Here is a 19,809-nt window from a genome sequence, read left to right as displayed (position 1 = left end):
GGCCCCACGGACGCCCGTGCCGGGCCGGGCGGCCCCGGCGCGGCCTACCGGCGGCGGAGCAGCCAGGCGAGCAGCGCGGCGGCGGCCACGGCGACCGCGAGACCGCCGAGCAGGGCGGTCAGGTAGGTGCGCTGCCCGTCCGGCCCGGCCAGCGCGAGCAGCAGCACGGCCAGCACCGCCGAGGCGAGGACCACGCCGCACGCCCGCCCGACCCAGCGGACCAGCGGCTCGGGCGTGACCACCGCGTCGTACGGCAGCAGCGCTCCCAGCGCGCAGAGCGCGTGCGTCAGGTAGAGCAGTCCGGCCAGGGCCAGCAGCCGCCAGAGCGCCACGGGCTGGCCGTACCAGCTGGTGGTCAGGATCCAGCCGGCGACCGCGGCCAGCACGGTCAGCGTCGGCCAGACCCGGCGCGGGGAGATCGCGGGGAGGGCGGCGACGACGGCCAGCGGCAGGAGCGGGCGGCCGAGCACCAGCTGCGACGGGTACGCCACGAGGAAGGCGAGCAGCGCGCTCGCGAAGATCCCGAGGCGGACCAGCAGCGGCGCCAGCGCGGCGCGCCGTACGGCCGCGTGCAGCGCGCGGGCCCGGTCGACCAAAGAAGTGATCATCGCAGCGTCGCCCTCGGTGCCGAGGCGAGCCGGGCCACGTCCCGCAGCACCAGGTCCAGGCTGCCGGCGCCGGCCCAGCCGACCACCGGTACGCCGTGCTCACGCAGCTGCCCGATCGTGTTCTCCCGCTCCAGCCGCCAGACCCGGTACGCCAGCTCGGTCCAGGGACCCGTCTGCGGCGGGCGGGCGGTGCCGGGCAGCGTGTCCACGGCGACCACGAACCGGCCGGAGCGGGCCAGCCGGGCCAGCATCGCGGCCGACCGCTCGTCCAGCAGCGGGGTGAGGACCACCACCAGCGCGTCCGAGGAGAGCAGATGCGAGCCGAAAACCAGGTCGTACGGCTCGTACGGGGAGGATTCGGCCCGCACGTCCAGCAGCCACTCCAGCAGCGTCAGGTACTGCCGACGGCCGGTGGCCGGGCGCAGCCGGCGCGCCGACGGACCGTACTCGAGCATCGAGACCCGGTCGCCCCGGTGCAGGTAGTGTTCGGCGATCGCGGCGGCGGCCCGCACGGTGGTGTCGAGCACGGAGGCCCCGCCCCGGACGCCGCCCGAGTGGCCCGCCTCGGTGAGCACGTCGAGCAGGAGCACGACCTCGGCGTCCCGGTCGGAGAGGGTGGCGGCCACGTGCAGCTGCCGGGCCCGGAGGGAGACCCGCCAGTCGATGCGGCGCAGCCGGTCGCCGGGGCCGAAGATGCGTACGCCGGCCAGTTCGCCGCCCTCACCCGGCCGGCGCGACCGGTGCCCGCCGACCAGTCCCGCGGCCCGGGGCATCGCCTCGACCGCGTCGAACGGCTCGGTGGCCGGGTAGACCCGTACGCCCCGGGCGCCGCTGACCACCGGGCGGCTGGCGAGCAGCCCGTCGCAGGCGGCGACCCGCGCGGCGGCCGGGCCGAGCTGGTGGCGGCCCCAGCGCAGCGACTCGCCGGCCAGTTCGATGGTGGCCTCCTCGCCGGGGCGCAGCGCGAGCGCGAACGGCCGGTCGACCCCGCCGGGAGGGATCGCGTCGTCCGGCCCGGGCACGCCGGCCCGGTCGATCTTCAGCCAGGGCGAGACCAGGCTCCGCACCACGACGAGGTGGTAGCCGACCTGCTCGGGGTTGTCCACCACGATGCCGCCGCTGACCTCGCCCCCCTCCACCAGGTAGTTGTCGTCGGCCTCGACCGTTACGCCCGGCGCGGCGACCGGCCGGCGGCGCAGCGCGTACGCCGTGCCGAGCGCGAACGGCACCGCGAGCACGACGAGGTCGACCCGGCCGAGGAGCACCCCGGCCAGGAGCAGCACGCCGGTCAGCAGCACGGCCCGCCCCAGCGCCCGGGTGGCGCCCCACGACGGCGTACCGGCGGACTCCTCGCCCGCCGGCGCGCCGGCCGGACCGGGACCCGGCGGTACGGCCGGCCGGACCGTGGCGGAGGGCCCCGCCCCGGCGGGCGCCTGCTGGACGGTCATCGAGCGGCGTAGCTCGGCAGCGCCCCGCTGGCCGGCGCGGGCGTCGAGTCGAGCACCTCGTTCACCACGAAGGAGGGGTCGACCCGGCGCAGCCACATCTCCGGGCGCAGCGTGATCCGGTGTGCCAGCGCCGGCACCGCCACCTCCTTGACGTCCTCCGGGATGACGTAGTCGCGGCCGGCCAGCGCGGCCTTGGCCCGGGCCAGCAGCAGCAGCGCCAGCGACCCGCGCGGCGAGGCGCCGACCAGCACCGAGGCGTGCTCCCGGGTGGCCGCGGTCAGCGCGACGATGTACCGGCCGAGCGAGTCCTCCACCACGACGTTCTCCAGGGCCGCCTGCATCGCCCGCAGCGTCGGCGCGTCCACCACGGGCTCCAGCTCGGCCTCCTCCCGTCGGCGGGAGATCCGGCGCCGCAGCACGTCCCACTCCTCCTCGGCCGAGGGGTAGCCGAACGAGACCCGCAGCAGGAACCGGTCCAGCTGTGCCTCGGGCAGCGGGTACGTCCCCTCGTACTCGATCGGGTTGGCGGTGGCCAGCACGTGGAACGGCGCGTCCAGCCGGTACGTGACGCCCTCGACGGAGACCTGCTTCTCCTGCATCGCCTCCAGCAGGGCCGCCTGCGTCTTCGGCGGCGTCCGGTTGATCTCGTCGGCGAGCAGCAGGTTCGTGAAGATCGGTCCGGCCCGGAAGGTGAACTCCGCGCTGCGCTGGTCGTACAGGAAGGAGCCGGTGACGTCGGCCGGGAGCAGGTCGGGCGTGAACTGCAACCGCCGGAAGTCCAGCCCGAGCGCCTGCGCGAACGAGCGGGCGGTCAGCGTCTTCCCCAGACCCGGCAGGTCCTCCAGGAGCACGTGCCCACCGGCCAGGATCCCGGCGAGCACCAGCTCCAGGGCGGGCCGCTTGCCGACCACGACCGTGCCGACCGAGTCGAGCACGGTACGGGCCAGCCGGCCCACCTCGCCGGCGGGAATCTGGTCGACGTCTGTCATAGCTTCTCCAGTGGGGCGACGATGGCCGCGAGTTCGCGCGGGGGCGGGGTACGGCGGACAGGGGTGCTCAGGAAGTTCCACAGTGGCTCGCCCAGCAGCTCCCGGGCCCGGCCCGGGTCGCTGGCGCGGGTCAGCCCGTGCCGCTGGCGCAGCCGCTCGTCGGCGAGTTCGCCGAGCATCGGCCGGAGGTTCTCGTTGCACCAGTCGCGGTCGCCGTGCGCGCGGCCGAGGGCCTTCTCCCACCGCTTCACCGCGCCGCGCAGCGCGTCCTGGGCGCCCCAGCGGTACGTGCCGTCCTCGCGGTCCGGATTGCGGTACGCCCGGCGCCGGGCCGGGGGCGGCGGCGCGACCTGCGCGGTGAACCGGCGCAGCGCCAGCAGGGCGAGGGCTCCGGCGGCGATGGCCGGCACCGGCAGCGCGACGCCGAAGAGGCGCAGCCCGAAGACGGTGACCACGGTGAGCGCGGCGGCGGCCAGGACGGTCCGCAGCCACCAGCGCGGACCGGTGGCGCCGCCGCGTGCCCGGGGCGGCTCCTCCTCGTACCGCAGCAGGTCGTCGATGCTCGCGCTGGGATCGCTCATCCGCCGGCCCCCGTGGTCAGTTCCGCGCGCAGCCGGGTCAGCGCCGACCGCGCCTGGGCCCGCGTCCGCTCGTCGACGGGGTGGGTGGCGTAGCGGGCCTCCCGGTAGACGTGGGCGAAGTCGGAGAGGACGTCCGCGCTGACCACCGTGGGCGTGCCGCCGGTCTCCCCCGCTCCGCCCCGCAGCAGGCGGCTGACCAGGTCGGTCGGGGTGTCGCCGATCCTTCGGGGCATGCCGGCGTCGGCGGCGGCCTGCTCCAGCCGGACCCAGCAGGCGATCACCGCGCGGCGCGGGTCGGCGTCGGCGTCGGAGAGGTCGACCAGCCCGGCGTCGAGCGCGGCGACGACCTCCTCGGCGGTGCGTTGCGCGGGCGGCCGGCGGGTCCGGCCGGCGCGGGCGCGCCGCTGGGCGCCCCGGCGCCGCAGGTCCCGGATCAGCGCCCGGATCAGCAGCCCGGCCAGGACGGCGGCGAGCAGCAGGCCGAGCACCATCGCGGCGACGAGGATCCAGTCGGGGATCGCGGCCCCGTCGGCGTCGGCGACCGGTTGCGGTGTCGGCGACAGTACGGGCGCCTGGTAGTCGGGCAGCGGCACGTCGTCGACCACCGGGTCGGTCCGGGTGAACCGGAGCGTCGAGTGCGAGGCGGCGAGGGCGGCGAGGGCGAGCAGACCGGCCACCACGGCGAGCGGCCAGAGGCGGCGCAGCAGGGCGGCCCCGGCGAAGTCCGTGCGGCCGGCCGGCGTGGTCCCGGGACGCTCGTCGCCGACCGACATCGCCACCGCCCTCTAACCCGCTCCGACCCGCGTCACCGCGCCGCGGCCAACCGCTTCGCCCGGACGAACACGTCGTCCAGCATCTCCGGGGTGAGCCGGCCGGTGAACGTGTTCTGCTGGCTGACGTGGTAGCAGCCCAGCAGATCCGGCACGGCCCCGCCGCCCGACCAGTGTGCCCCATGGCCGAACGCGGGTCGCGGGCTGGGCGGGACGACACCGTACACCTCGCGCAACACCGGCCACCACGCCGCCCAGGCGAACGCGCCGAGGGCGACCACGACGCGCAGCGTGGGCCGGACGAGCGCCACCTCGCGGTGCAGCCACGGCGCGCAGGTGTCCCGCTCGGCCGGCGTGGGCTTGTTCTCGGGCGGGGCGCAGCGCACCGCCGCGAAGATGCGGGTGTCCCGCAGGGCCAGCCCGTCGTCGGCGGCCACGCTGGTCGGCTGGTTGGCCAGCCCGGCCCGGTGCAGGGCGGCGAAGAGCACGTCACCGGAGCGGTCCCCGGTGAAGATCCGGCCGGTGCGGTTGCCGCCGTGCGCGGCCGGCGCGAGGCCGAGGATGGCGATGCGCGCGTCGGCGTTGCCGAATCCGGGCACCGGCCGGCCCCAGTACTCCTGCTGCCGGAAGGCCGCCCGGCGCACGGCGGCCACCTCCTCGCGCCACGCCACGAGGCGGGGGCAGGCGAAGCAGTCGCTGACGGCGCCGTCGAGGTCGGCCAGGTCCGTCGCCCGCCGGGCGCGGGCGACCACCTCCTCGGCGGTACGGGGCTGCGGGCCGCGCGGCTCAGCCAAGCTTGGCCCGGAACAGTTCGAGGGTACGGGCCCAGGCGCTGGCCGCGGCCTCCCGGTCGAAGACGTCGGGGCGGTCGTCGTTGAAGAAGGAGGGCGCGGTGCCCGGGTAGTCGTAGACGGCGCACTCGCCGCCGGCCGCCTCGATCGCGCGCCGGGCCGCCGCCACGCCCTCGGCCGTCGCGGCACCGTCCTGTTCGGGGCGGTGGACGAGCGCCGCCTTGCCGGCGTAGTCGGCCCATCCGGTGCCCATCCGCTCCCAGGGCAGGACCGGATAGAAGGCGGCGGCCGCGACGATCCGCTCGGAGAGCGGCGCGGACCAGAGCGCGAGACCGCCACCGGCGGCGAAACCGACGCAGCCGATCTTGCCGGTCACCTCGGCGCGCCCGGCCAGGTACTCGGCGGCGCCGGCGACCTCCTTGGCGGCCTGGTCCAGGCCGCTCAGCAGCGCGTCCACCGACTCCGCCGGGGTGCCGCCGGCGACCGCGCTGGGCCCGCCGGGGCAGAGGTCGGGCGCCAGGGCCACGAAGCCCGCCTCGGCGAAGCGGTCCGCGATCGAGGTGATGTGCGCCCCGAGCGTCCACGACTCCTGGATCACGACGACCGCCGGGCGGGTCCCGCCATCGGCGGGCAGGGCGAGGTACCCCTCGCGCGTGCCCCCGTTGCTCCGGTAGCTCACCGTCTCACCCATCGGCCGTCCTCCTGTCGGTCAGTCATCGTTGGCTGGTCGCACAGTCCGCCCGGCCGAGGCTTTCCGGCCGGGAGGCTGAGGTCGCGTCGCGTGCCGGTAGCCTGCCATGCCGAACGGGGGCGGCGAAAGACAACGGCGACGTGGCGTACACCTCCCGTTGACTTTCGGGTACGCCACGTCGCCGCGCTGGTCCGTGTTTCAGGTGACTTGCCCCGAAACCCGGGGCCGGTTCACATCGGAGTCACCTCTTGATCGGCTCCAGACAGAGGACGTCGCCCTTGTCGCCCTTCTTGCCGCTCCAGAAGGCCCGCTCGGCGGTGGGGAAGTCGGGGCAGGGGTTCTTCGAGGCGGTGAACTGGCTCTCGGTCATCTTGCCCTCGATCTTGCCCACCACCTTGTGCTCGGCCTTCGGGTCGTCGCACTTGATGGTCTTGATGTCGTTCTCGTTCTGACCGACCATGCACTCGCCGACCGCGGCCGTCTCCGGGACGCTGTTCACGTACTTCCAGGCGAGGCCGCCGGCCACCACCGCCCCGAAGGCGAGCAGGGCGACGACCAGCACCTTGACGATGCCCGCGGCCGAGCGGGCCTTCGCCGGCTCCGGCTCGTCCGCCGGGCCGGTCCCCTGCTCGCCGGCCGGGCCCATGCCCTCCTCGCCGGCGGGGCCCATGCCCTGCTCACCCGCCGGGCCCATGCCCTCCTCGGCGGTCGGCGCCGGGCCGCTGCCCTGCTCGGCCGGGGCCGGGCCGGTGCGCTGCGCGGGTATCGTCGTCCCCTCCCGCTGCTCGGGCGCGACCGCGCCCGTACCCTGCTCGGCCGGAGCCGCGTCCGCGTCCGGCGTTGCCGCGGCGGCCTCCCGCGCGGACGCCGCCTCACCCGTGCCCTGCTCGGCCGGGGCCGCGCTCGTGCCCTGGATCGATTCCGCTTCGGGCGCGCCGGGCTGCGGCGGAACCGTGGCCTCCGCCACCTGCTGCGACGACGGGGTCTCCGGCTGCTGGGCCGGGGCCTCCGGCTGTTGCGGCGGGTTGGAGCCACCAGCCGGCGGCGGTGCGGCCTGCTCAGTCACGAGGTTTCCTTTCGAGGGGTGGAAACTTCCGAGTCGCGGAAGTCAGCAGACGACACCGTAGCGATCACGGCCACCCCGCCGCAGACCCGAACCATCCGACTTTCAGGTAGTGGGCGTGGGGCTGACCGGTTGCGGGGCAGGTGTCGCCCCTCGTCCGGGCTGCGCCGGTTGCGAGACGGTCGGTGCCGGTACGGACGGGGGCGACACCGACGGCGACGCCGTCTCCGCAGGTGTCGGCGATGCCAGCGGCGAGCCGGGGCCGCCACCCGGGGCGAAGAACTGGAACGGGGCGCTGCCCGGGCAGTACGGGTACGTCGGCCAGGGCTGTTCCGCGAAGGTCTGCTGTGACTCTGCACACCACGGGTAGCCGAGCCGGATCGGCTGCCCGTTCTGGTCGAAGAGCCGCACGTCGCGCAGCAGTCGGCCCTGCCGGTCGTAGACGTAGACGTCCTGCACGTTGGAGTACGCGTTGTCGATCGCCGCGGGCTCGTACATCCGACCGCCCGCGCTGCGGTCCAGGTCGACGAGGCTCCCGAGTCCGAAGAGGACGAGCAGTGCCGCCGCGACGTTCAGCGCCACCTTCTGCCAGCGGCGGTAGCCCGGGCTGCGCCGGCCCAGCCAGATCGACCCGGTGACCGTGCCGGCGAGCAGCATGGCCCCGCCGACCAGGCTGTCGCCGAGCCGGGGGAGCACCCCCACCTGGCTGCTCAGGAACACGGCCAGGACCATGGCCACCAGGTAGCCCCGCAGCACCCACCAGGCCGGGCGCAGCAGCCGCAGGAAGTCGCTCGCCCGGGCGTACCCGATGACCGGGCCGAGCCGGCCGTCGATCTCGCGCAGGCGGCGCCGCACGGTCACCACCGCGGTGGCGACGCGCTGGTCCACCGTCGGCGCGGTACGCGTGGCGGCGACGCCGGCCGCGGCGCGCAGCTCGGCGGCGTACGCCTCCGGCGGGCCCAGCCGCTCGGTCAGCGCGCCGTCCGCCTCGGCGGCCACCTCGGTGAGGTGTTCCGGCAGGTCCTCCAGCAGTTCGTCGCGTACCCGCGGGGGCAGGTCCGCCAGGGCGGCCCGGACCCGCTCGACGTAGTGCGCGACCTCCTGCTCCCGGGGACTCATGATCCGGCTGCCCCCGGCCGCGCCGTCCGGCCGGCCGCCCCCGCCCGCGCCGCCACTCCGGCCGCCGTCGCCGATCCCGCCACCCTCGCCGATGCCGCCGAACCGGCCGCCGTCGGTCGTGCCGCCCTCGGTCATGCTGCTACCCCCCGATCGTCGAGCAGACTGTCCATCGTGGCGGCGAAGGATCGCCACACCTTGCCGGAGTGGCGCAGCTGGTCGCGCCCGGCCGCGTTGAGCGCGTAGTACTTCCGGTGCGGTCCCGACTCGCTCGGGACCACGTACGTCGTCAGCAGGCCGGCCTGGAAGAGCCGGCGCAGCGTGCCGTAAACGGATGCGTCGCCGATCTCGTCGAGGCCCGCGGAACGCAGGCGCCGCATGATGTCGTAGCCGTAACCGTCCTCGTCCCGGAGAACGGCCAGCACCGCGAGATCGAGCACGCCCTTGAGCAACTGGGTCGTGTCCACGCGGTGCAAACTACTGTCCAATGCAGAATACCGTCAAGCACGTGGTACTTCGCGGCGCGTCACTGGCCCGCTGGGGCACTCAAGATCCGCACAAATACGGAGAAATAGTTCCCTCGCGGACGGCCCGAGGCCACTCTTTCTCGGTATTTGTGCGGATCTTGCCGGCGTTCCGGCGGATCTCCTCGGCGTCGCCTACCCCGATGGCCGGTCCGGGTCCGACTAGCCAGTCCGCTCCAGGCCGGCCAACGAGGTGACCACCTCCGGCTGTAGATGCCCAGCCGGAAGCGCCGGGAACGACGGCGGCCAGTGGCTAGGCTGTGCCCATGGCCATCGACGTCGTGGATCAGGTTGCCGCCACCGTCGTCTCCAGCCGGTCAACGGCATACGCATCGTCGGCATCGACGGCCCGAGCGGCTCGGGGAAGAGTCACCTCGCCCGCAGCCTCTCCGAGGCGCTGGGGGCGCCGGTCATCGAGATCGACGACTTCGTATCGTGGGAGAACTTCGCCGGTTGGTGGCCACGCTTCGAGGCCCAGGTGCTCACACCCCTTCTTCACGGCGAGGCCGCCGTCTACCAGGCGAGAGACTGGGCGGACTGGTACGGCGACACCCTCGGCGAGTGGAAGACCCAACCTTGGACGCCCATCATGATCATTGAAGGCGTCACCTGCACCCGCCGCGAGACGGTCGGTCGGCTCGCCTACGCCATCTGGGTCGAGGCACCCGCGCCGATGCGACTGGCACGCGGCCTCGCCCGCGAGGGCGCCCAGCCCGGTGCCGAGCGGCTCTGGCGAGAGTGGATGACCGAAGAAGAGCGTTTCTTCAGCTCCGACGGCACCCGCGAGCGTGCCGACCTCATCATCGACACCGCCCGTCACGGCTGACGACAACTCGCTCCGCTGGGCCGGACGAGGAGAAGCCAACCAGCAACCTGCGGTCGTCCAGCGCCTCAAGTCACCGGGCTCAGGCCGCGCGCGACGCCTGGAGGGTGGCGTCGGCCTGGCGCAGCAGCCTGGGCAACAGGCGAGCCAGCGCATGCGACTGCGCGAGGTCGACCGGCCAGCGGTCGACGTCCTCCTCGAGGGTGAATTCCAGCAGTACGCCGCCGGGCGAGACGGGCCCGACGTCCATCCGCCAGAGACCGACGTTCATCTGGATGATTTCGTTGCCGCGGGCCATTCCGACGAGCCTGGAGTAGTGCAGTCCCGCCGAGTCGGCGCAGTCCGGGCCGCGCAGACACCACGAGGGATGGGTGGAGTTCGATAGGTTGTTCATGGGCCGGGCTCCTTCCCGGTCAAGGCTCGGGGATCAGAGCGTCACCTCCACCCCGAGCCGCCCAACGCTCACTATCCAGATTCTGGGGCCCTGCTAAGGTGGGGCGCTCAGCGCGTGCCGAGGCCACTCTTTCCCCGCACTTGCGCGACCTTGCCACCTTCGGGGCGATCTTCACGCGCGGCAGGCTCGCGCCGCTCTAGTAGCCTCCCGCCATGGCACCGTCGCTCCGGCTGGAGAAGGTCACCCCCGACAACGTCGTCCCCGCCTGCCGGCTGCGGGTACGCCCCGACCAGGAGCACCTCGTCTCGCCGGTCGCGCAGTCCCTGGCCGAGGCGTACGCGCAGCCGGAGCTGGCCTGGCCGAGACTGATCTACGACGGCGAGCGGCTGGTCGGCTTCGTGATGGCGTTCCTGAAGGTCCACTTCGACGATGATCCGGCCGACACCTACCGGTACGGGCTGTGGCGGCTCAACGTCTCCGCCGACGGGCAGGGGCGAGGGTACGGCCGCTTCGCCGTCGAGTCGGTATGCGAGGAGATCCGGCGGCGCGGGCAGTCCCGGGCGTACGTGCTCTTCGTGCCCGGCGAGGGCGGTCCCGAGGGCTTCTACCGCCGGCTCGGGTTCGAGTTGACCGGCGAGCGGGTCGAGGAGCAGGTCGTCGCCGCGCTCCCCCTGGCCTGACGCCGGGGGAAGGTGGTGGCGTCGGGCGGGGGCGAGGCCACCACCTTCCCGCGCGGCGACAGGCGCGGTCGACGGCGGGGTCAGCAGGCGATGCGGCCGGCGAAGAAGCCCTGGTTGGCCAGGCTCTGCTGGATCGTGTAGACGCCCACGCCGCGACCCGCGGTGACACCGGCCAGGCCGCCCGTACCCGAGCCGGGCACGATCCGCCAGAGCTCACGCCCGTTCGGCGCCGTCGGGTTGGCGAGCAGCCGCGCGAACCCCCGCACCACCTCGTACCGGAAGGTGCCCGTACCGCAGCCGGTCACCGCGCCCGTGAAGGTACCGGTGCCGTGGTAGACCAACGAGTTCGGCTGCGGGCCGGCCCGCAGGCAGAGGTCGTAGACGGCGCCGCCCTGCCAGGTGTCACCGGCCTGGACGCCGAATGTCGCGTTGCCCCGGATGGCCTGCCCGCCCGGGCAGGGCAACGTGCTCGGGCCGGAGCCACCGTCGTCGGTGAAGTGCGTCAGCACGGGGAGGCCGGGTCCGGGCGGCCAGCCTGGTCCGCCGGGCCAGCCGGCGCCGGGAGGCCAACCCGGGCCACCGGGCCAGGGGCCGGACGGGTCATCCCCGCCGGCCCGGGCGGGGGCCGGCACGGCCAGGACCAGCAGCACGGCGGCGAGGCCCAGCAACAGCGCGGCCAGGCCCGGTCGGGCGCTCTCGACGATCCGGGCCAGCCACCCGGTCCGTCCGGGACGGGTGGGACCGGACGCACGGGCGGTGTTGGTGGTCCGCGCCGCCGGGGTGGCGTACGCAAGCGGGGGCTGGGGGCGGGCGGGGAGGGGAACGGCCATGATCGGCTCCTAGCGGTGGTGCTTCAGCGCCAGGGCCACGAGGGGTGGACCGGGGGCGGTCCGAGCGTGGCCTCCGACGCCAGGTGAGCCGACCGTACGGGCCCAAACCAGGCTACTTCTGTCCTTGATCTGGCAGATCGCACCGAAACACCCGAAAGTGCGTTCAGGAACCGTGCCAACCTTCCGGCGTGGGCCGATGGACGGTCACAGCAGGCTGTAGGCGATGCCGTCGAGGATGTCGTGCTCGCTCGCGATGACGTACGGCATGCCGGCCCGTCGCATGATGACCTGTAGCACCAGGGCGCCCGCCCCGATCACGTCGGCCCGGCCCGGGTGCATCACCGGGATCGCCAGCCGCTGTTCGGCCGTACGCGCCAGCAGGTCGGTGGTGACCTTCGCCACCTCGTCGTACGAGGCGCGGGCCCGGTGGATCAGTCGCGGCTGGTACGAGTCGAGCCCCTGTGCGATGGCGACCACGGTCGTCACCGAACCGGCGAGCCCGATCAGGGTGGCCGCCTCGCGGCCGGGTACCGCCTCCAGCGCCCGGTCCACCGCGGCGCTGATGTCCGCCTCGGCGGCCGTGATCTCGTCCAGTCCGGGCGGGTCGCCGTGCAGGTGCCGCTCGGTCATCCGGACGCAGCCGATGTCGACCGAGACCGCCGCGTCGACCCGCAGCCCGGTCCCGGACGTGTCGTCCCGGTCCCCCACCACGAACTCGGTCGAGCCGCCGCCGATGTCGACCACCAGGTACGGCGACGCGATGTCGGCGGGGAGCCCCCGCACGGCACCCGTGAAGGAGAGCCGGGCCTCCTCGTCGCCGCTGATCACCTCGGGCGTGACGCCGAGCGTCTCGGTGACCATGCGACGGAAGTCGTCGGCGTTCTCGGCGTCCCGGGAGGCGGAGGTGGCGACCATGCGTACCGCCTCGGCGCCCAGCGCGGAGATCTCCGCCGCGTACGCCGCCAGCGCCACCCGGGTCCGTTCGATCGCCTCGGGCGCCAGCCGCCCGGTGCGGTCGACCCCCTGGCCGAGCCGGACGATCTCCATCCGGCGGCTCAGCTCGACCAACGGCGCCTCCGGACCCGCCGACGGCTCCGGCAGGTCGGCCACCAACAGCCGGATCGAGTTGGTGCCACAGTCGATCGCCGCTACCCGTCTCGTCACACCAGCCACGCTACAAGGTCGGGTGGACGACCCTGCGAGGGTCCGCCGGAAGAGACGGGCCCGAGAGGCCCGGGGCGCCACGGGGGGATCGGCTACAGATAGAGCTTGCGAAGCTCCCGGGCGATGTCCGGTACCTCGGTCAGTCGGCCGGCGGCGACCGCGAGCACGATCGACGCGACGTCCAGAAGGTTATCCACGTCGAGGTACCTGATCACTCGGCCAGCCGACGCAGCAACTCGGCATCACGGTCGGCGACGTCTCTCGCGAGATCCCGGACGCGCGCCCGCTGGTTCCGTTGCGCGACGTACTGCTCCAGCGCGACCACGATCGTCGCGTTCATGGAGCGGTGGTCGCACTCCGCCGGTTCCTTGAGCCGCTCGTACAGTTCGTCGGGAAGATCGACCGTGGTGACCATGGGGAAATCATGCCGTCTTCCTCGGGCAACAGTAGGTATCCGCAGCCGTGGACGCGAGCGGCGTGGGCACACCGAGGCCGCCCCTGAACGGCCCGCGGCCTCGCCTCGGCCTCAGAGGTGCAGGAGCATGCGGGTGTTGCCGAGGGTGTTCGGCTTGACCCGGTCCAGGTCGAGGAACTCGGCGACCCCCTCGTCGTACGAGCGCAGCAGCTGCTCGTAGACGGCCTGCGGCACGGGTGCGCCGTCGATCTCGACGAACCCGAACGAGCCGAAGAACCCGGTCTCGAAGGTGAGCACGAAGACCCGGGAGACGCCCAGCTCCCGCGCGGTGTCGAGCAGCTCGGCGACGATCCGGTGCCCGACCTTCATGCCCCGGCAGTCGGGGTGGACCGCCACGGTACGAATCTCGGCGAGGTCCTCCCACATGACGTGCAGGGCCCCGCAGCCGACCACGGTCCCGTCGTCGGGGCGTACCGCCACCCAGAACTCCTGCACGTCCTCGAAGAGCGTCACGGTGGCCTTGCTGAGCAGGCGCCGCCCCGAGGTGTACAGGTCGACGAGATCGCGGATGCCGCGTACGTCCGAGGTGCGCGCCCGCCGGATGACCAGATCGTCCCCCATGCCGCCGAGCCTAACCGCGCCCCTCGGGCCGCCCGCCGACGAGGCCCGGCGGTCAGTCCGCGTCGCCCGCCACCTCGACGCAGGGGCCCGCGCTCCACCAGGGCTCCACCAGCGCGAGCGTCTCGTCGCCGAACGGGTTCACCCCGGGCCCGACCGCCAGCGCGTGCCCCAGGTGCACGTGCAGGCACTTGACCCGGCCGGGCATGCCGCCGGCGGAGATCCCCGCGATCTCCGGCACCTCGCCGATCGCCTCCCGGCGGGCCAGGTAGTCCTCGTGGGCCGCCCGGTAGCGCGCGGCCAGCTCCGGATCGCGCGCCAGCCGCTCGGCCATCTCCTTCATCACGCCGGCCGACTCCAGCCGGCTCGCCGCGCCGACCGCCCGGGGGCAGGTCAGGTAGAACAGCGTCGGGAAGGGCGTGCCGTCCGCCAGCCGGGGGGTCGTCTCCACCACGTCCGGGTTGCCGCACGGGCAGCGGTGCGCCACCGCCCGCGTGCCGCGCGGCGCCCGGCCGAGCTGCTCGCCCACCGCGGCCAGGTCGCGCTCGGTCGCCGGTTGGCGCTCCGGCGGCGGTACGAGGGCGGCGGCGGGCTGTTCCGGTGGTACGACCGTGCTCACGGGGTGGGTGCCTTCTCGTCGTTCGCGGCCCGGATGCTCGACCACAGCGTGTCGTACCAGGGCTCCGGGGTGGTCTTCTGGCCGGGCGGCGGCAGGCCCGCGTCCCGGGCTGCGCCGGCCTCGTCCGGCAGCGTCACGAGCAGCGTCTCCCCCGGGTACGCCATGTAGAAGCGCTGGCGGGCCTGGATCCGGACGTACTCGTCGTCCTTCCACTTCGCCGCCTCTTCGGAGAGCTTGCCGATCAGCTCGGTCTGCTGGCGCTGCGCCGCCTCCATCCGGGCGATGTCCGACTGCTGGTTCAGGTAGACCCGGACCGGATAGGTGTACGCGAGCGCGAGCGCGACCAGCACCGCCACGAGCGCGGTCACCCGGCCGGTGAAGCGGCGCGGCTGCGGCGCCGAGGTACGCCGCACGCCCCCGGCCGCGGCGGCGCGCCGGGCCGCCGCCGGGCGGTTGGCGGAACGGGGGGCGGCGCCGCCCCGGACGGCACCGAGCCGGGGTGCCGCGGCCCGCGACTCGGCGCGGCCGATCGGCTCCCGGGCGCCGGTGCGGCTCGCCCGTACCCCGGCGCCCCGGCCGGGCTGGCCCGGTCGGCGGGCGGGGCGTTGACCACTCGGTGTCCGGCGTTGCGTCATTCTCGTGCCACCCTCCCCCGGTCAGCTTCTCGCCAGCGCGCCCGGCGCGAGGGCACGGGCGCGTGCGGCGCCAGGCCGCGTACCCACGCGGGCTCGCCCCTCGCGCGGGCCGAAGTCCGGGAGGCCGGCCCGCGGGCGGGCCTCCCGGAAACGTGCGTCAGGCCGAACGGTAGCGCGGGAACGCGCCGGCGCCGGCGTACCGCGCCGCGTCCGCCAGCTCCTCCTCGATCCGGAGCAGCTGGTTGTACTTCGCCACCCGCTCGGAGCGGGCCGGCGCGCCGGTCTTGATCTGGCCGCAGCCCGTGGCGACCGCGAGGTCGGCGATCGTGGTGTCCTCGGTCTCGCCCGAGCGGTGGCTCATCATGCAGCGGAAGCTGGCCCGGTGGGCCAGGTCGACCGCGTCCAGCGTCTCGGTCAGCGAGCCGATCTGGTTCACCTTCACCAGCACCGCGTTCGCCGAGCCCTCGGCGATGCCCCGGGCGATCCGCTGCGGGTTGGTGACGAACAGGTCGTCGCCGACGATCTGGATCCGCTCGCCCACCGACGCGGTCAGCGTGCCCCAGCCGCTCCAGTCCTCCTCGGCCAGCGGGTCCTCGATCGAGACAATCGGGTACGCGTCGAGCAGCTGGTGGTAGTAGTCCGCCATCTCCTCCGCGTTCCGCTTGGTCCCCTCGAACGTGTAGACCCCGTCGGAGAAGAACTCGGTGGCGGCCACGTCGAGCGCGAAGACGATGTCCGTACCGAGCCGGTAGCCGGCCTTCTCCACGGCCTCGCCGATCAGGTCGAGCGCGGCGGAGTTCGTCGGCAGGTCGGGGGCGAAGCCGCCCTCGTCGCCCAGACCGGTGGCGAGCCCGCGCTTCTTCAGCACCGACTTGAGCGCGTGGTAGACCTCGGCGCCCGCCCGTACCGCCTCGCGGAACGTCGGCGCGCCGATCGGGGCGATCATGAACTCCTGGATGTCGACGTTCGAGTCGGCGTGCGCGCCGCCGTTCAGGATGTTCATCATCGGCACCGGCAGCAGGTGCGCGTTCGGCCCGCCCAGGTAGCGGAAGAGGCTCAGCCCGGAGCTGGCGGCGGCGGCCTTCGCCACGGCCAGCGAGACGCCCAGGATGGCGTTCGCGCCCAGGCCCGACTTGTCGGCGGTGCCGTCGATGTCCAGCATCCGCTGGTCGATCAGCCGCTGCTCGCTGGCCTCGTAGCCGACGAGCTGGTCGACCACCCGGTCCTCGATGTTGGCGACCGCCTTCTCGACGCCCTTGCCCAGGTAGCGGTCCTTGTCGCCGTCGCGCAGTTCGAGCGCCTCGAAGGCGCCGGTGGAGGCGCCGGACGGTACGGCGGCGCGGGCGATCGTACCGTCGTCCAGCCCGACCTCGACCTCGACGGTCGGGTTGCCGCGCGAGTCGAGAATCTCCCGAGCGACGATTCCCTCGATGGTGGCCACTGTGTAGCTCCTCGTTCTCTGGTTCGATCCGGTCCGGTCGGGCCGCGACGGTGCGGCTGAGCGTTCCCCGGGCAGCGTATCGGGCCGGGGCCGGCCACCGGACGGTGCCCGGCGGACCCGCCGGCCCGACCCCCCTGCCCGCCCGGCGGACCCGCCCGCCCGACCCCCTCCCCGCCCGGCGGCGTCCCGCCCGTCCCACCGGGGCGCGGGCCGCCCCGTCGACCGGGCACGGGGTTTCCAAACAGTGCAACGGGTTTGCGCGCGCACGCCCCGATCGACCAGGCTGGTCACCATGCCTGCAGTCGCGAACCTGTCTCGGGTCCTGTCGGTATCGATCGCCGCCATGCTGCCGCTCGCCGGCTGCGCCGCGATCGAGGACGGTGGGCGGGTGATCGGCCGGGCCGACCTGGTCAACGACCTGGCCGCCCGGCTGGACCGGGCCGGCGAGCTGACCTACTGGGCCGAGTACCAGCTCCCCGGCGGGCAGAGCGCCGCCATCGCCCAGGCGCAGAAGCCGCTGCGCGCCGCGTACACGTACCCCGGCGGGAAGTTGACCGTCACCGCCGACTCGACCGCCGAGTGCGACACCGCCGCCGCGAAGCCCACCTGCACGCTGAACCCGCCGCCCTCCCCGTCGACCCGTCCCTCGGTCACCGTCTTCGCCAGCGCCAACAAGCGCGGTCTGGTCACCCCGCCGGTGGTGATCGGCCTGCTCACCGCCGCCGCGCTGGACCCGTCCGCGGTCATCGAGCAGCAGGACACCACGGTCGCCGGGCGGCACGCGACCTGCGTACAGGTCGACGGGCTGGCCAACGCCCCGACGTCGAGCTTCAACGCCTGCGTCACCACCGAGGGCGCCCTCGGCCGCTTCCGTGGCGTGCTCGACGGGAAGGAGGCCGATCTCGCGCTGAGCCGCTACCGCACCGAGGTGGACAGCGGCGTCTTCGACCTGCCGAGCGGGGCCGGGGTGATCGACCGCCGGGCCGGTACCCGGTGACCTCCGCGCCGCGCTTCGTACCCGGCGCCGCGACGGGAGTGCTCGCGGACCCGGCCGACCGGTGCCTGGTGGTCGCCGGGCGGGAGCTGCTCGTGGGCGCCGACGGCGCGCTGCCCCGGGTCGCCGAGCTGCCGCCGGAGACCGAGTGGATCCCGCTCGGCCTGCTGGACGGCGGACGGGTCTGGGCCGCCGCGCTGCCGACGCCGGACGCGGCCCTCGGCCGCTGGCACGGCTGGCCGACCGTGGCGGCGGCGCTCGGCGAGCCGCTGGCGGCGCTGGCCGGGCGGGCGTTGCAGGTGGTGACCTGGCGGCACAGCCACCGCTACTGCGGGGCCTGCCGGGCCGAGCTGACCGACGTGCCGGGCGAGCACGCCCGCCGCTGCCCGGCCTGCGGGCTGTACGTGCCGATGCAGCTCTCCCCGGCCGTCCTGGTGGCGATCCACCGGCCGGGGCGCGCCGGCGGTACCGACGAGCTGCTCCTGGTGCGCCACTCGTACGGGCCGACCGAGCTGTGGGCCCTGGTGGCCGGCTTCGTCGAGGCCGGCGAGTCGCTGGAGGAGGCGGTGCACCGCGAGGTCGCCGAGGAGGTCAGCCTGCGCCTCGCCGGGGTGACCTACTTCGGCAGCCAGCCCTGGGCGATGTCGGGGCCGGGGGTGGTGCTCGCCGGGTTCAGCGCGGTCTGCGCCGAGCCGGACGCCGAACCGGTGGTCGACGGGGCCGAGCTGACGCAGGCGCGCTGGTTTCCGCTGGACGCGCTGCCGGCGGAGCTGCCGCCGGCGTACTCGATCTCGCGCTGGCTGATCGACGCGGCCGTCGCCACGGCGACCGCCGGAAACCGCGCCGCCGTCCCGGCGCCCGCCGGGGGCGGGGTGCCGGGACAGCGCGCGCCGGAGCGCCCGGCCGGGTAGCCGGGCGCCGCCCCGGTCAGACCGCGAGCAGCGTACGCAGGTGCCGGGGCGGCGGCGAGCCGTGCGCCAGCATGGCGTCGTGCCACTCGCGCACGCTGGTGCCGTCGGGCCGGCTCGCGGCGATCTCCGCCACCTCGGTGTAGCCGACGAAGTACGTGGAGAGCTGCGTCGAGGTGAGCAGCGCCCGCCGCCACTTGCCGGCCGCCTCGCCCTCCTCCTGGAAGGCCCGCCCGGTGAGCAGCGCCATCGCCTCGCCCTCCGGCAGTTCCTCGCAGTGCACGAGCTGGTCCAGGATCGCGTTGGCGGTCATCCGCAGCCGCATCTTCAGCTGCTGCATCCGCACCGGCAGGCCGCCGTACCCGAGCTCGGCCATCGCCTCCTCGGCGTAGACGGCCCAGCCCTCGACGAACGGGCCGGAGAAGCCGAGCGCCCGCGCCCGGGTGCTGCCCCGGTACCGGCGGGAGTGCGCCAGCTGGAGGAAGTGGCCGGGCATCGCCTCGTGCACGGTCAGGTTCCGCACCATGTGGTCGTTGTACTCCCGGTAGAACGACTCGACGCGCCGCGGCGACCAGCCCGAGGGCGTGGGCGAGATGCAGTAGAAGGTCGGTACCGGGGCCGTCTCCAGCGGGCCGGGCGGATCGCAGTACGCGACCGAGACGCCCCGGGCGAACTCCGGCATCTCGGTGATCACGCACGGGTCGTCCAGCAGGGTGACCAGGTCGTGCGCGCGGACGAACTCGGTCGTCTCGGCGAGCGTCGCCTCGGCCAGCGGGACGATGCTGCTGTCGTCCGGGCGCTCGGCGGCCAGCCGGTCCAGCGCCTGTCGCACCGTCTCGTCGCCGGGCGTACCGCCGGTGAGCGCGGCGGCGGCCTCGCGCAGCTCCTCGGTGGCGCGCTCCAGCGCGTCCTGGGCCCGCCGCAGCACCTCGGCGGCGGAGAGCTCGGTGTCCAGGGTGTGCCAGAGCCGGGCCTCCCAGAGCCGCCGGCCCAGCCGCGGATCGCGGCGGGTCGCCCGCTCGTCGTCCAGCCCGGCGCGCAGCCAGCCGGCGAAGTCGTCCAGCGCCTCGGCCGCCGCCTCGGCCACCGGCTCGACCCGGGAGGTCAGGCCGGGCACCCGGTCCAGCAGCGCGGGCAGCTCCCGCCGGACCAGGGCCGCCGTCCCGGCGAACTGCCCCACGGCGGTCTCGACATGGATGCGGGGCATGTCGCGCAGGGTGGCGCGGGCCGTCGCGAGGGCATCGGGTACGGCGGCGAGCCGGCCCGCGAGGCTCTCCAGGCGTACCTCGACCGGCGCGAACGGCCGGGCGATCAGCGCGTGCAGCAGCGGCCCCGGGTTGTGGTGCAGCGGGTTCCACTCGTGCTCGCGGACCTCGGTGGCCTCGAAGATCTTCCGGTCGACCAGCGCGGTCAGCACCGCGTGGTCCACCTGCTCCGGCAGGTCGAGCCCGTCCGCGTCGACCTCGGAGAGCGCGTGCGCGGCGTCGCGCAGCATGGCGACGTCGGCGGCCACCCCCTCGGTGGAGAGGTCCGGCAGGTGGTCGTCGTTGCGGTGCTCACCGGCCGACGAGGCGAGGCCGGGGCTGGCGTCGAGGATCGCCTCGACGATGCGCTCGGCCAGGGGGACGAAGGAGGACATGCCCCAAACCTAGTCAACCCCGGTCGGCGAGCCGGTCAGGCGGTACGTCGGAGCGCCCCCGCACGCCG

General features: G+C 74.5%; 23 protein-coding genes. 4 read left to right on the top strand and 19 right to left on the bottom strand.

The annotated features are described in order from the left end of the window. Positions 1 to 44: 44 nt before the first annotated feature. The 10 genes from AB0J86_RS20340 to AB0J86_RS20295 all read right to left on the bottom strand — a co-directional run bounded on the left by AB0J86_RS20340 (position 45) and on the right by AB0J86_RS20295 (position 8,524). Positions 45 to 608, bottom strand: coding sequence for a hypothetical protein (locus AB0J86_RS20340; protein WP_363859121.1), 564 nt, complete (start codon positions 606 to 608; stop codon positions 45 to 47). After that, a complete protein-coding gene (locus AB0J86_RS20335; protein WP_363859120.1) occupies positions 605 to 2,056 on the bottom strand; it encodes a DUF58 domain-containing protein in 1,452 nt (483 codons plus the stop codon). Before AB0J86_RS20335 ends, AB0J86_RS20340 begins: the two co-directional genes overlap by 4 nt. Continuing rightward, on the bottom strand, positions 2,053 to 3,045 hold the full coding sequence (locus AB0J86_RS20330) for a MoxR family ATPase (RefSeq protein WP_363859119.1): 993 nt from the start codon (positions 3,043 to 3,045) through the stop codon (positions 2,053 to 2,055). Before AB0J86_RS20330 ends, AB0J86_RS20335 begins: the two co-directional genes overlap by 4 nt. Then, complete coding sequence (locus AB0J86_RS20325; protein WP_363859118.1) at positions 3,042 to 3,626, bottom strand: hypothetical protein; 585 nt, start codon at positions 3,624 to 3,626, stop codon at positions 3,042 to 3,044. Before AB0J86_RS20325 ends, AB0J86_RS20330 begins: the two co-directional genes overlap by 4 nt. Next, positions 3,623 to 4,399: a DUF4129 domain-containing protein gene (locus AB0J86_RS20320; RefSeq protein ID WP_363859117.1), complete on the bottom strand. Its 777-nt coding sequence runs from the start codon at positions 4,397 to 4,399 to the stop codon at positions 3,623 to 3,625. The genes AB0J86_RS20325 and AB0J86_RS20320 overlap by 4 nt, the downstream gene beginning before the upstream one ends. 32 nt (positions 4,400 to 4,431) lie before the next feature. Beyond that, positions 4,432 to 5,190 (bottom strand): uracil-DNA glycosylase, encoded by a 759-nt coding sequence (locus tag AB0J86_RS20315; protein WP_363859116.1) that lies wholly within the window; start codon positions 5,188 to 5,190, stop codon positions 4,432 to 4,434. Then, positions 5,183 to 5,878 carry a dienelactone hydrolase family protein gene (locus AB0J86_RS20310; RefSeq protein ID WP_363859115.1) on the bottom strand — a complete coding sequence of 232 codons (696 nt, stop codon included), beginning with the start codon at positions 5,876 to 5,878 and terminating at the stop codon, positions 5,183 to 5,185. Before AB0J86_RS20310 ends, AB0J86_RS20315 begins: the two co-directional genes overlap by 8 nt. A gap of 241 nt (positions 5,879 to 6,119) precedes the next feature. Then, positions 6,120 to 6,944 carry a hypothetical protein gene (locus tag AB0J86_RS20305; RefSeq protein WP_363859114.1) on the bottom strand — a complete coding sequence of 275 codons (825 nt, stop codon included), beginning with the start codon at positions 6,942 to 6,944 and terminating at the stop codon, positions 6,120 to 6,122. 102 nt (positions 6,945 to 7,046) lie between these two features. Further along, on the bottom strand, positions 7,047 to 8,195 hold the full coding sequence (locus tag AB0J86_RS20300; protein WP_363859113.1) for a hypothetical protein: 1,149 nt from the start codon (positions 8,193 to 8,195) through the stop codon (positions 7,047 to 7,049). Beyond that, positions 8,192 to 8,524 (bottom strand): PadR family transcriptional regulator, encoded by a 333-nt coding sequence (locus AB0J86_RS20295; protein ID WP_363859112.1) that lies wholly within the window; start codon positions 8,522 to 8,524, stop codon positions 8,192 to 8,194. Before AB0J86_RS20295 ends, AB0J86_RS20300 begins: the two co-directional genes overlap by 4 nt. Positions 8,525 to 8,774: 250 nt before the next feature. Here AB0J86_RS20295 and AB0J86_RS20290 point away from each other — a divergent pair, with 250 nt between their 5' ends. Next, a complete protein-coding gene (locus AB0J86_RS20290) occupies positions 8,775 to 9,407 on the top strand; it encodes a hypothetical protein (RefSeq protein ID WP_363859111.1) in 633 nt (210 codons plus the stop codon). Positions 9,408 to 9,486: 79 nt separating this feature from the next. On the opposite strand, the gene AB0J86_RS20285 is transcribed toward AB0J86_RS20290, so the two are convergent. Next, positions 9,487 to 9,798: a hypothetical protein gene (locus AB0J86_RS20285; protein WP_363859110.1), complete on the bottom strand. Its 312-nt coding sequence runs from the start codon at positions 9,796 to 9,798 to the stop codon at positions 9,487 to 9,489. 212 nt (positions 9,799 to 10,010) lie between these two features. Here AB0J86_RS20285 and AB0J86_RS20280 point away from each other — a divergent pair, with 212 nt between their 5' ends. Then, positions 10,011 to 10,478: a GNAT family N-acetyltransferase gene (locus tag AB0J86_RS20280; protein WP_363859109.1), complete on the top strand. Its 468-nt coding sequence runs from the start codon at positions 10,011 to 10,013 to the stop codon at positions 10,476 to 10,478. Positions 10,479 to 10,558: 80 nt separating this feature from the next. Here the strand turns inward: AB0J86_RS20280 and AB0J86_RS20275 are convergent, their stop codons facing one another. The 7 genes from AB0J86_RS20275 to eno all read right to left on the bottom strand — a co-directional run bounded on the left by AB0J86_RS20275 (position 10,559) and on the right by eno (position 16,200). Continuing rightward, complete coding sequence (locus tag AB0J86_RS20275; protein WP_363859108.1) at positions 10,559 to 11,308, bottom strand: hypothetical protein; 750 nt, start codon at positions 11,306 to 11,308, stop codon at positions 10,559 to 10,561. Between the two features lie 204 nt (positions 11,309 to 11,512). Then, positions 11,513 to 12,472, bottom strand: coding sequence for a Ppx/GppA phosphatase family protein (locus AB0J86_RS20270; protein WP_363859107.1), 960 nt, complete (start codon positions 12,470 to 12,472; stop codon positions 11,513 to 11,515). 211 nt (positions 12,473 to 12,683) lie between these two features. After that, a complete protein-coding gene (locus tag AB0J86_RS20265; protein WP_363859106.1) occupies positions 12,684 to 12,887 on the bottom strand; it encodes an Arc family DNA-binding protein in 204 nt (67 codons plus the stop codon). Between the two features lie 111 nt (positions 12,888 to 12,998). Beyond that, positions 12,999 to 13,508, bottom strand: a complete 510-nt coding sequence (locus AB0J86_RS20260; RefSeq protein WP_363859105.1) for an amino-acid N-acetyltransferase — start codon at positions 13,506 to 13,508, stop codon at positions 12,999 to 13,001. Positions 13,509 to 13,560: 52 nt separating this feature from the next. Next, positions 13,561 to 14,124 carry a DUF501 domain-containing protein gene (locus AB0J86_RS20255; RefSeq protein WP_363859104.1) on the bottom strand — a complete coding sequence of 188 codons (564 nt, stop codon included), beginning with the start codon at positions 14,122 to 14,124 and terminating at the stop codon, positions 13,561 to 13,563. Further along, entirely contained in the window at positions 14,121 to 14,759 is a 639-nt protein-coding gene (locus AB0J86_RS20250) for a septum formation initiator family protein (RefSeq protein ID WP_363859103.1), read from the bottom strand. The genes AB0J86_RS20255 and AB0J86_RS20250 overlap by 4 nt, the downstream gene beginning before the upstream one ends. 157 nt (positions 14,760 to 14,916) lie before the next feature. Further along, the gene (gene eno, locus AB0J86_RS20245) at positions 14,917 to 16,200 is read right to left on the bottom strand and encodes a phosphopyruvate hydratase (RefSeq protein ID WP_363859102.1); all 1,284 of its coding nucleotides are present in this window, start codon (positions 16,198 to 16,200) and stop codon (positions 14,917 to 14,919) included. Positions 16,201 to 16,492: 292 nt separating this feature from the next. Between eno and AB0J86_RS20240 the strand changes: the two genes are divergently transcribed. Both AB0J86_RS20240 and nudC read left to right on the top strand, forming a co-directional pair. Continuing rightward, a complete protein-coding gene (locus tag AB0J86_RS20240) occupies positions 16,493 to 17,197 on the top strand; it encodes a hypothetical protein (protein ID WP_363859101.1) in 705 nt (234 codons plus the stop codon). Further along, the gene (gene nudC / locus AB0J86_RS20235; RefSeq protein ID WP_363859100.1) at positions 17,194 to 18,105 is read left to right on the top strand and encodes an NAD(+) diphosphatase; all 912 of its coding nucleotides are present in this window, start codon (positions 17,194 to 17,196) and stop codon (positions 18,103 to 18,105) included. Before AB0J86_RS20240 ends, nudC begins: the two co-directional genes overlap by 4 nt. A 16-nt stretch (positions 18,106 to 18,121) precedes the next feature. Here nudC and AB0J86_RS20230 read toward each other — a convergent pair whose 3' ends face one another. Further along, on the bottom strand, positions 18,122 to 19,741 hold the full coding sequence (locus AB0J86_RS20230; protein WP_363859099.1) for a DUF885 domain-containing protein: 1,620 nt from the start codon (positions 19,739 to 19,741) through the stop codon (positions 18,122 to 18,124). Positions 19,742 to 19,809: the final 68 nt, after the last annotated feature.

It is taken from the genome of Micromonospora sp. NPDC049559 (assembly GCF_040676675.1).
In the GTDB taxonomy this organism is placed as follows: domain Bacteria; phylum Actinomycetota; class Actinomycetes; order Mycobacteriales; family Micromonosporaceae; genus JBFAPK01.
This window is presented reverse-complemented; position numbering and strand designations above follow the sequence as displayed.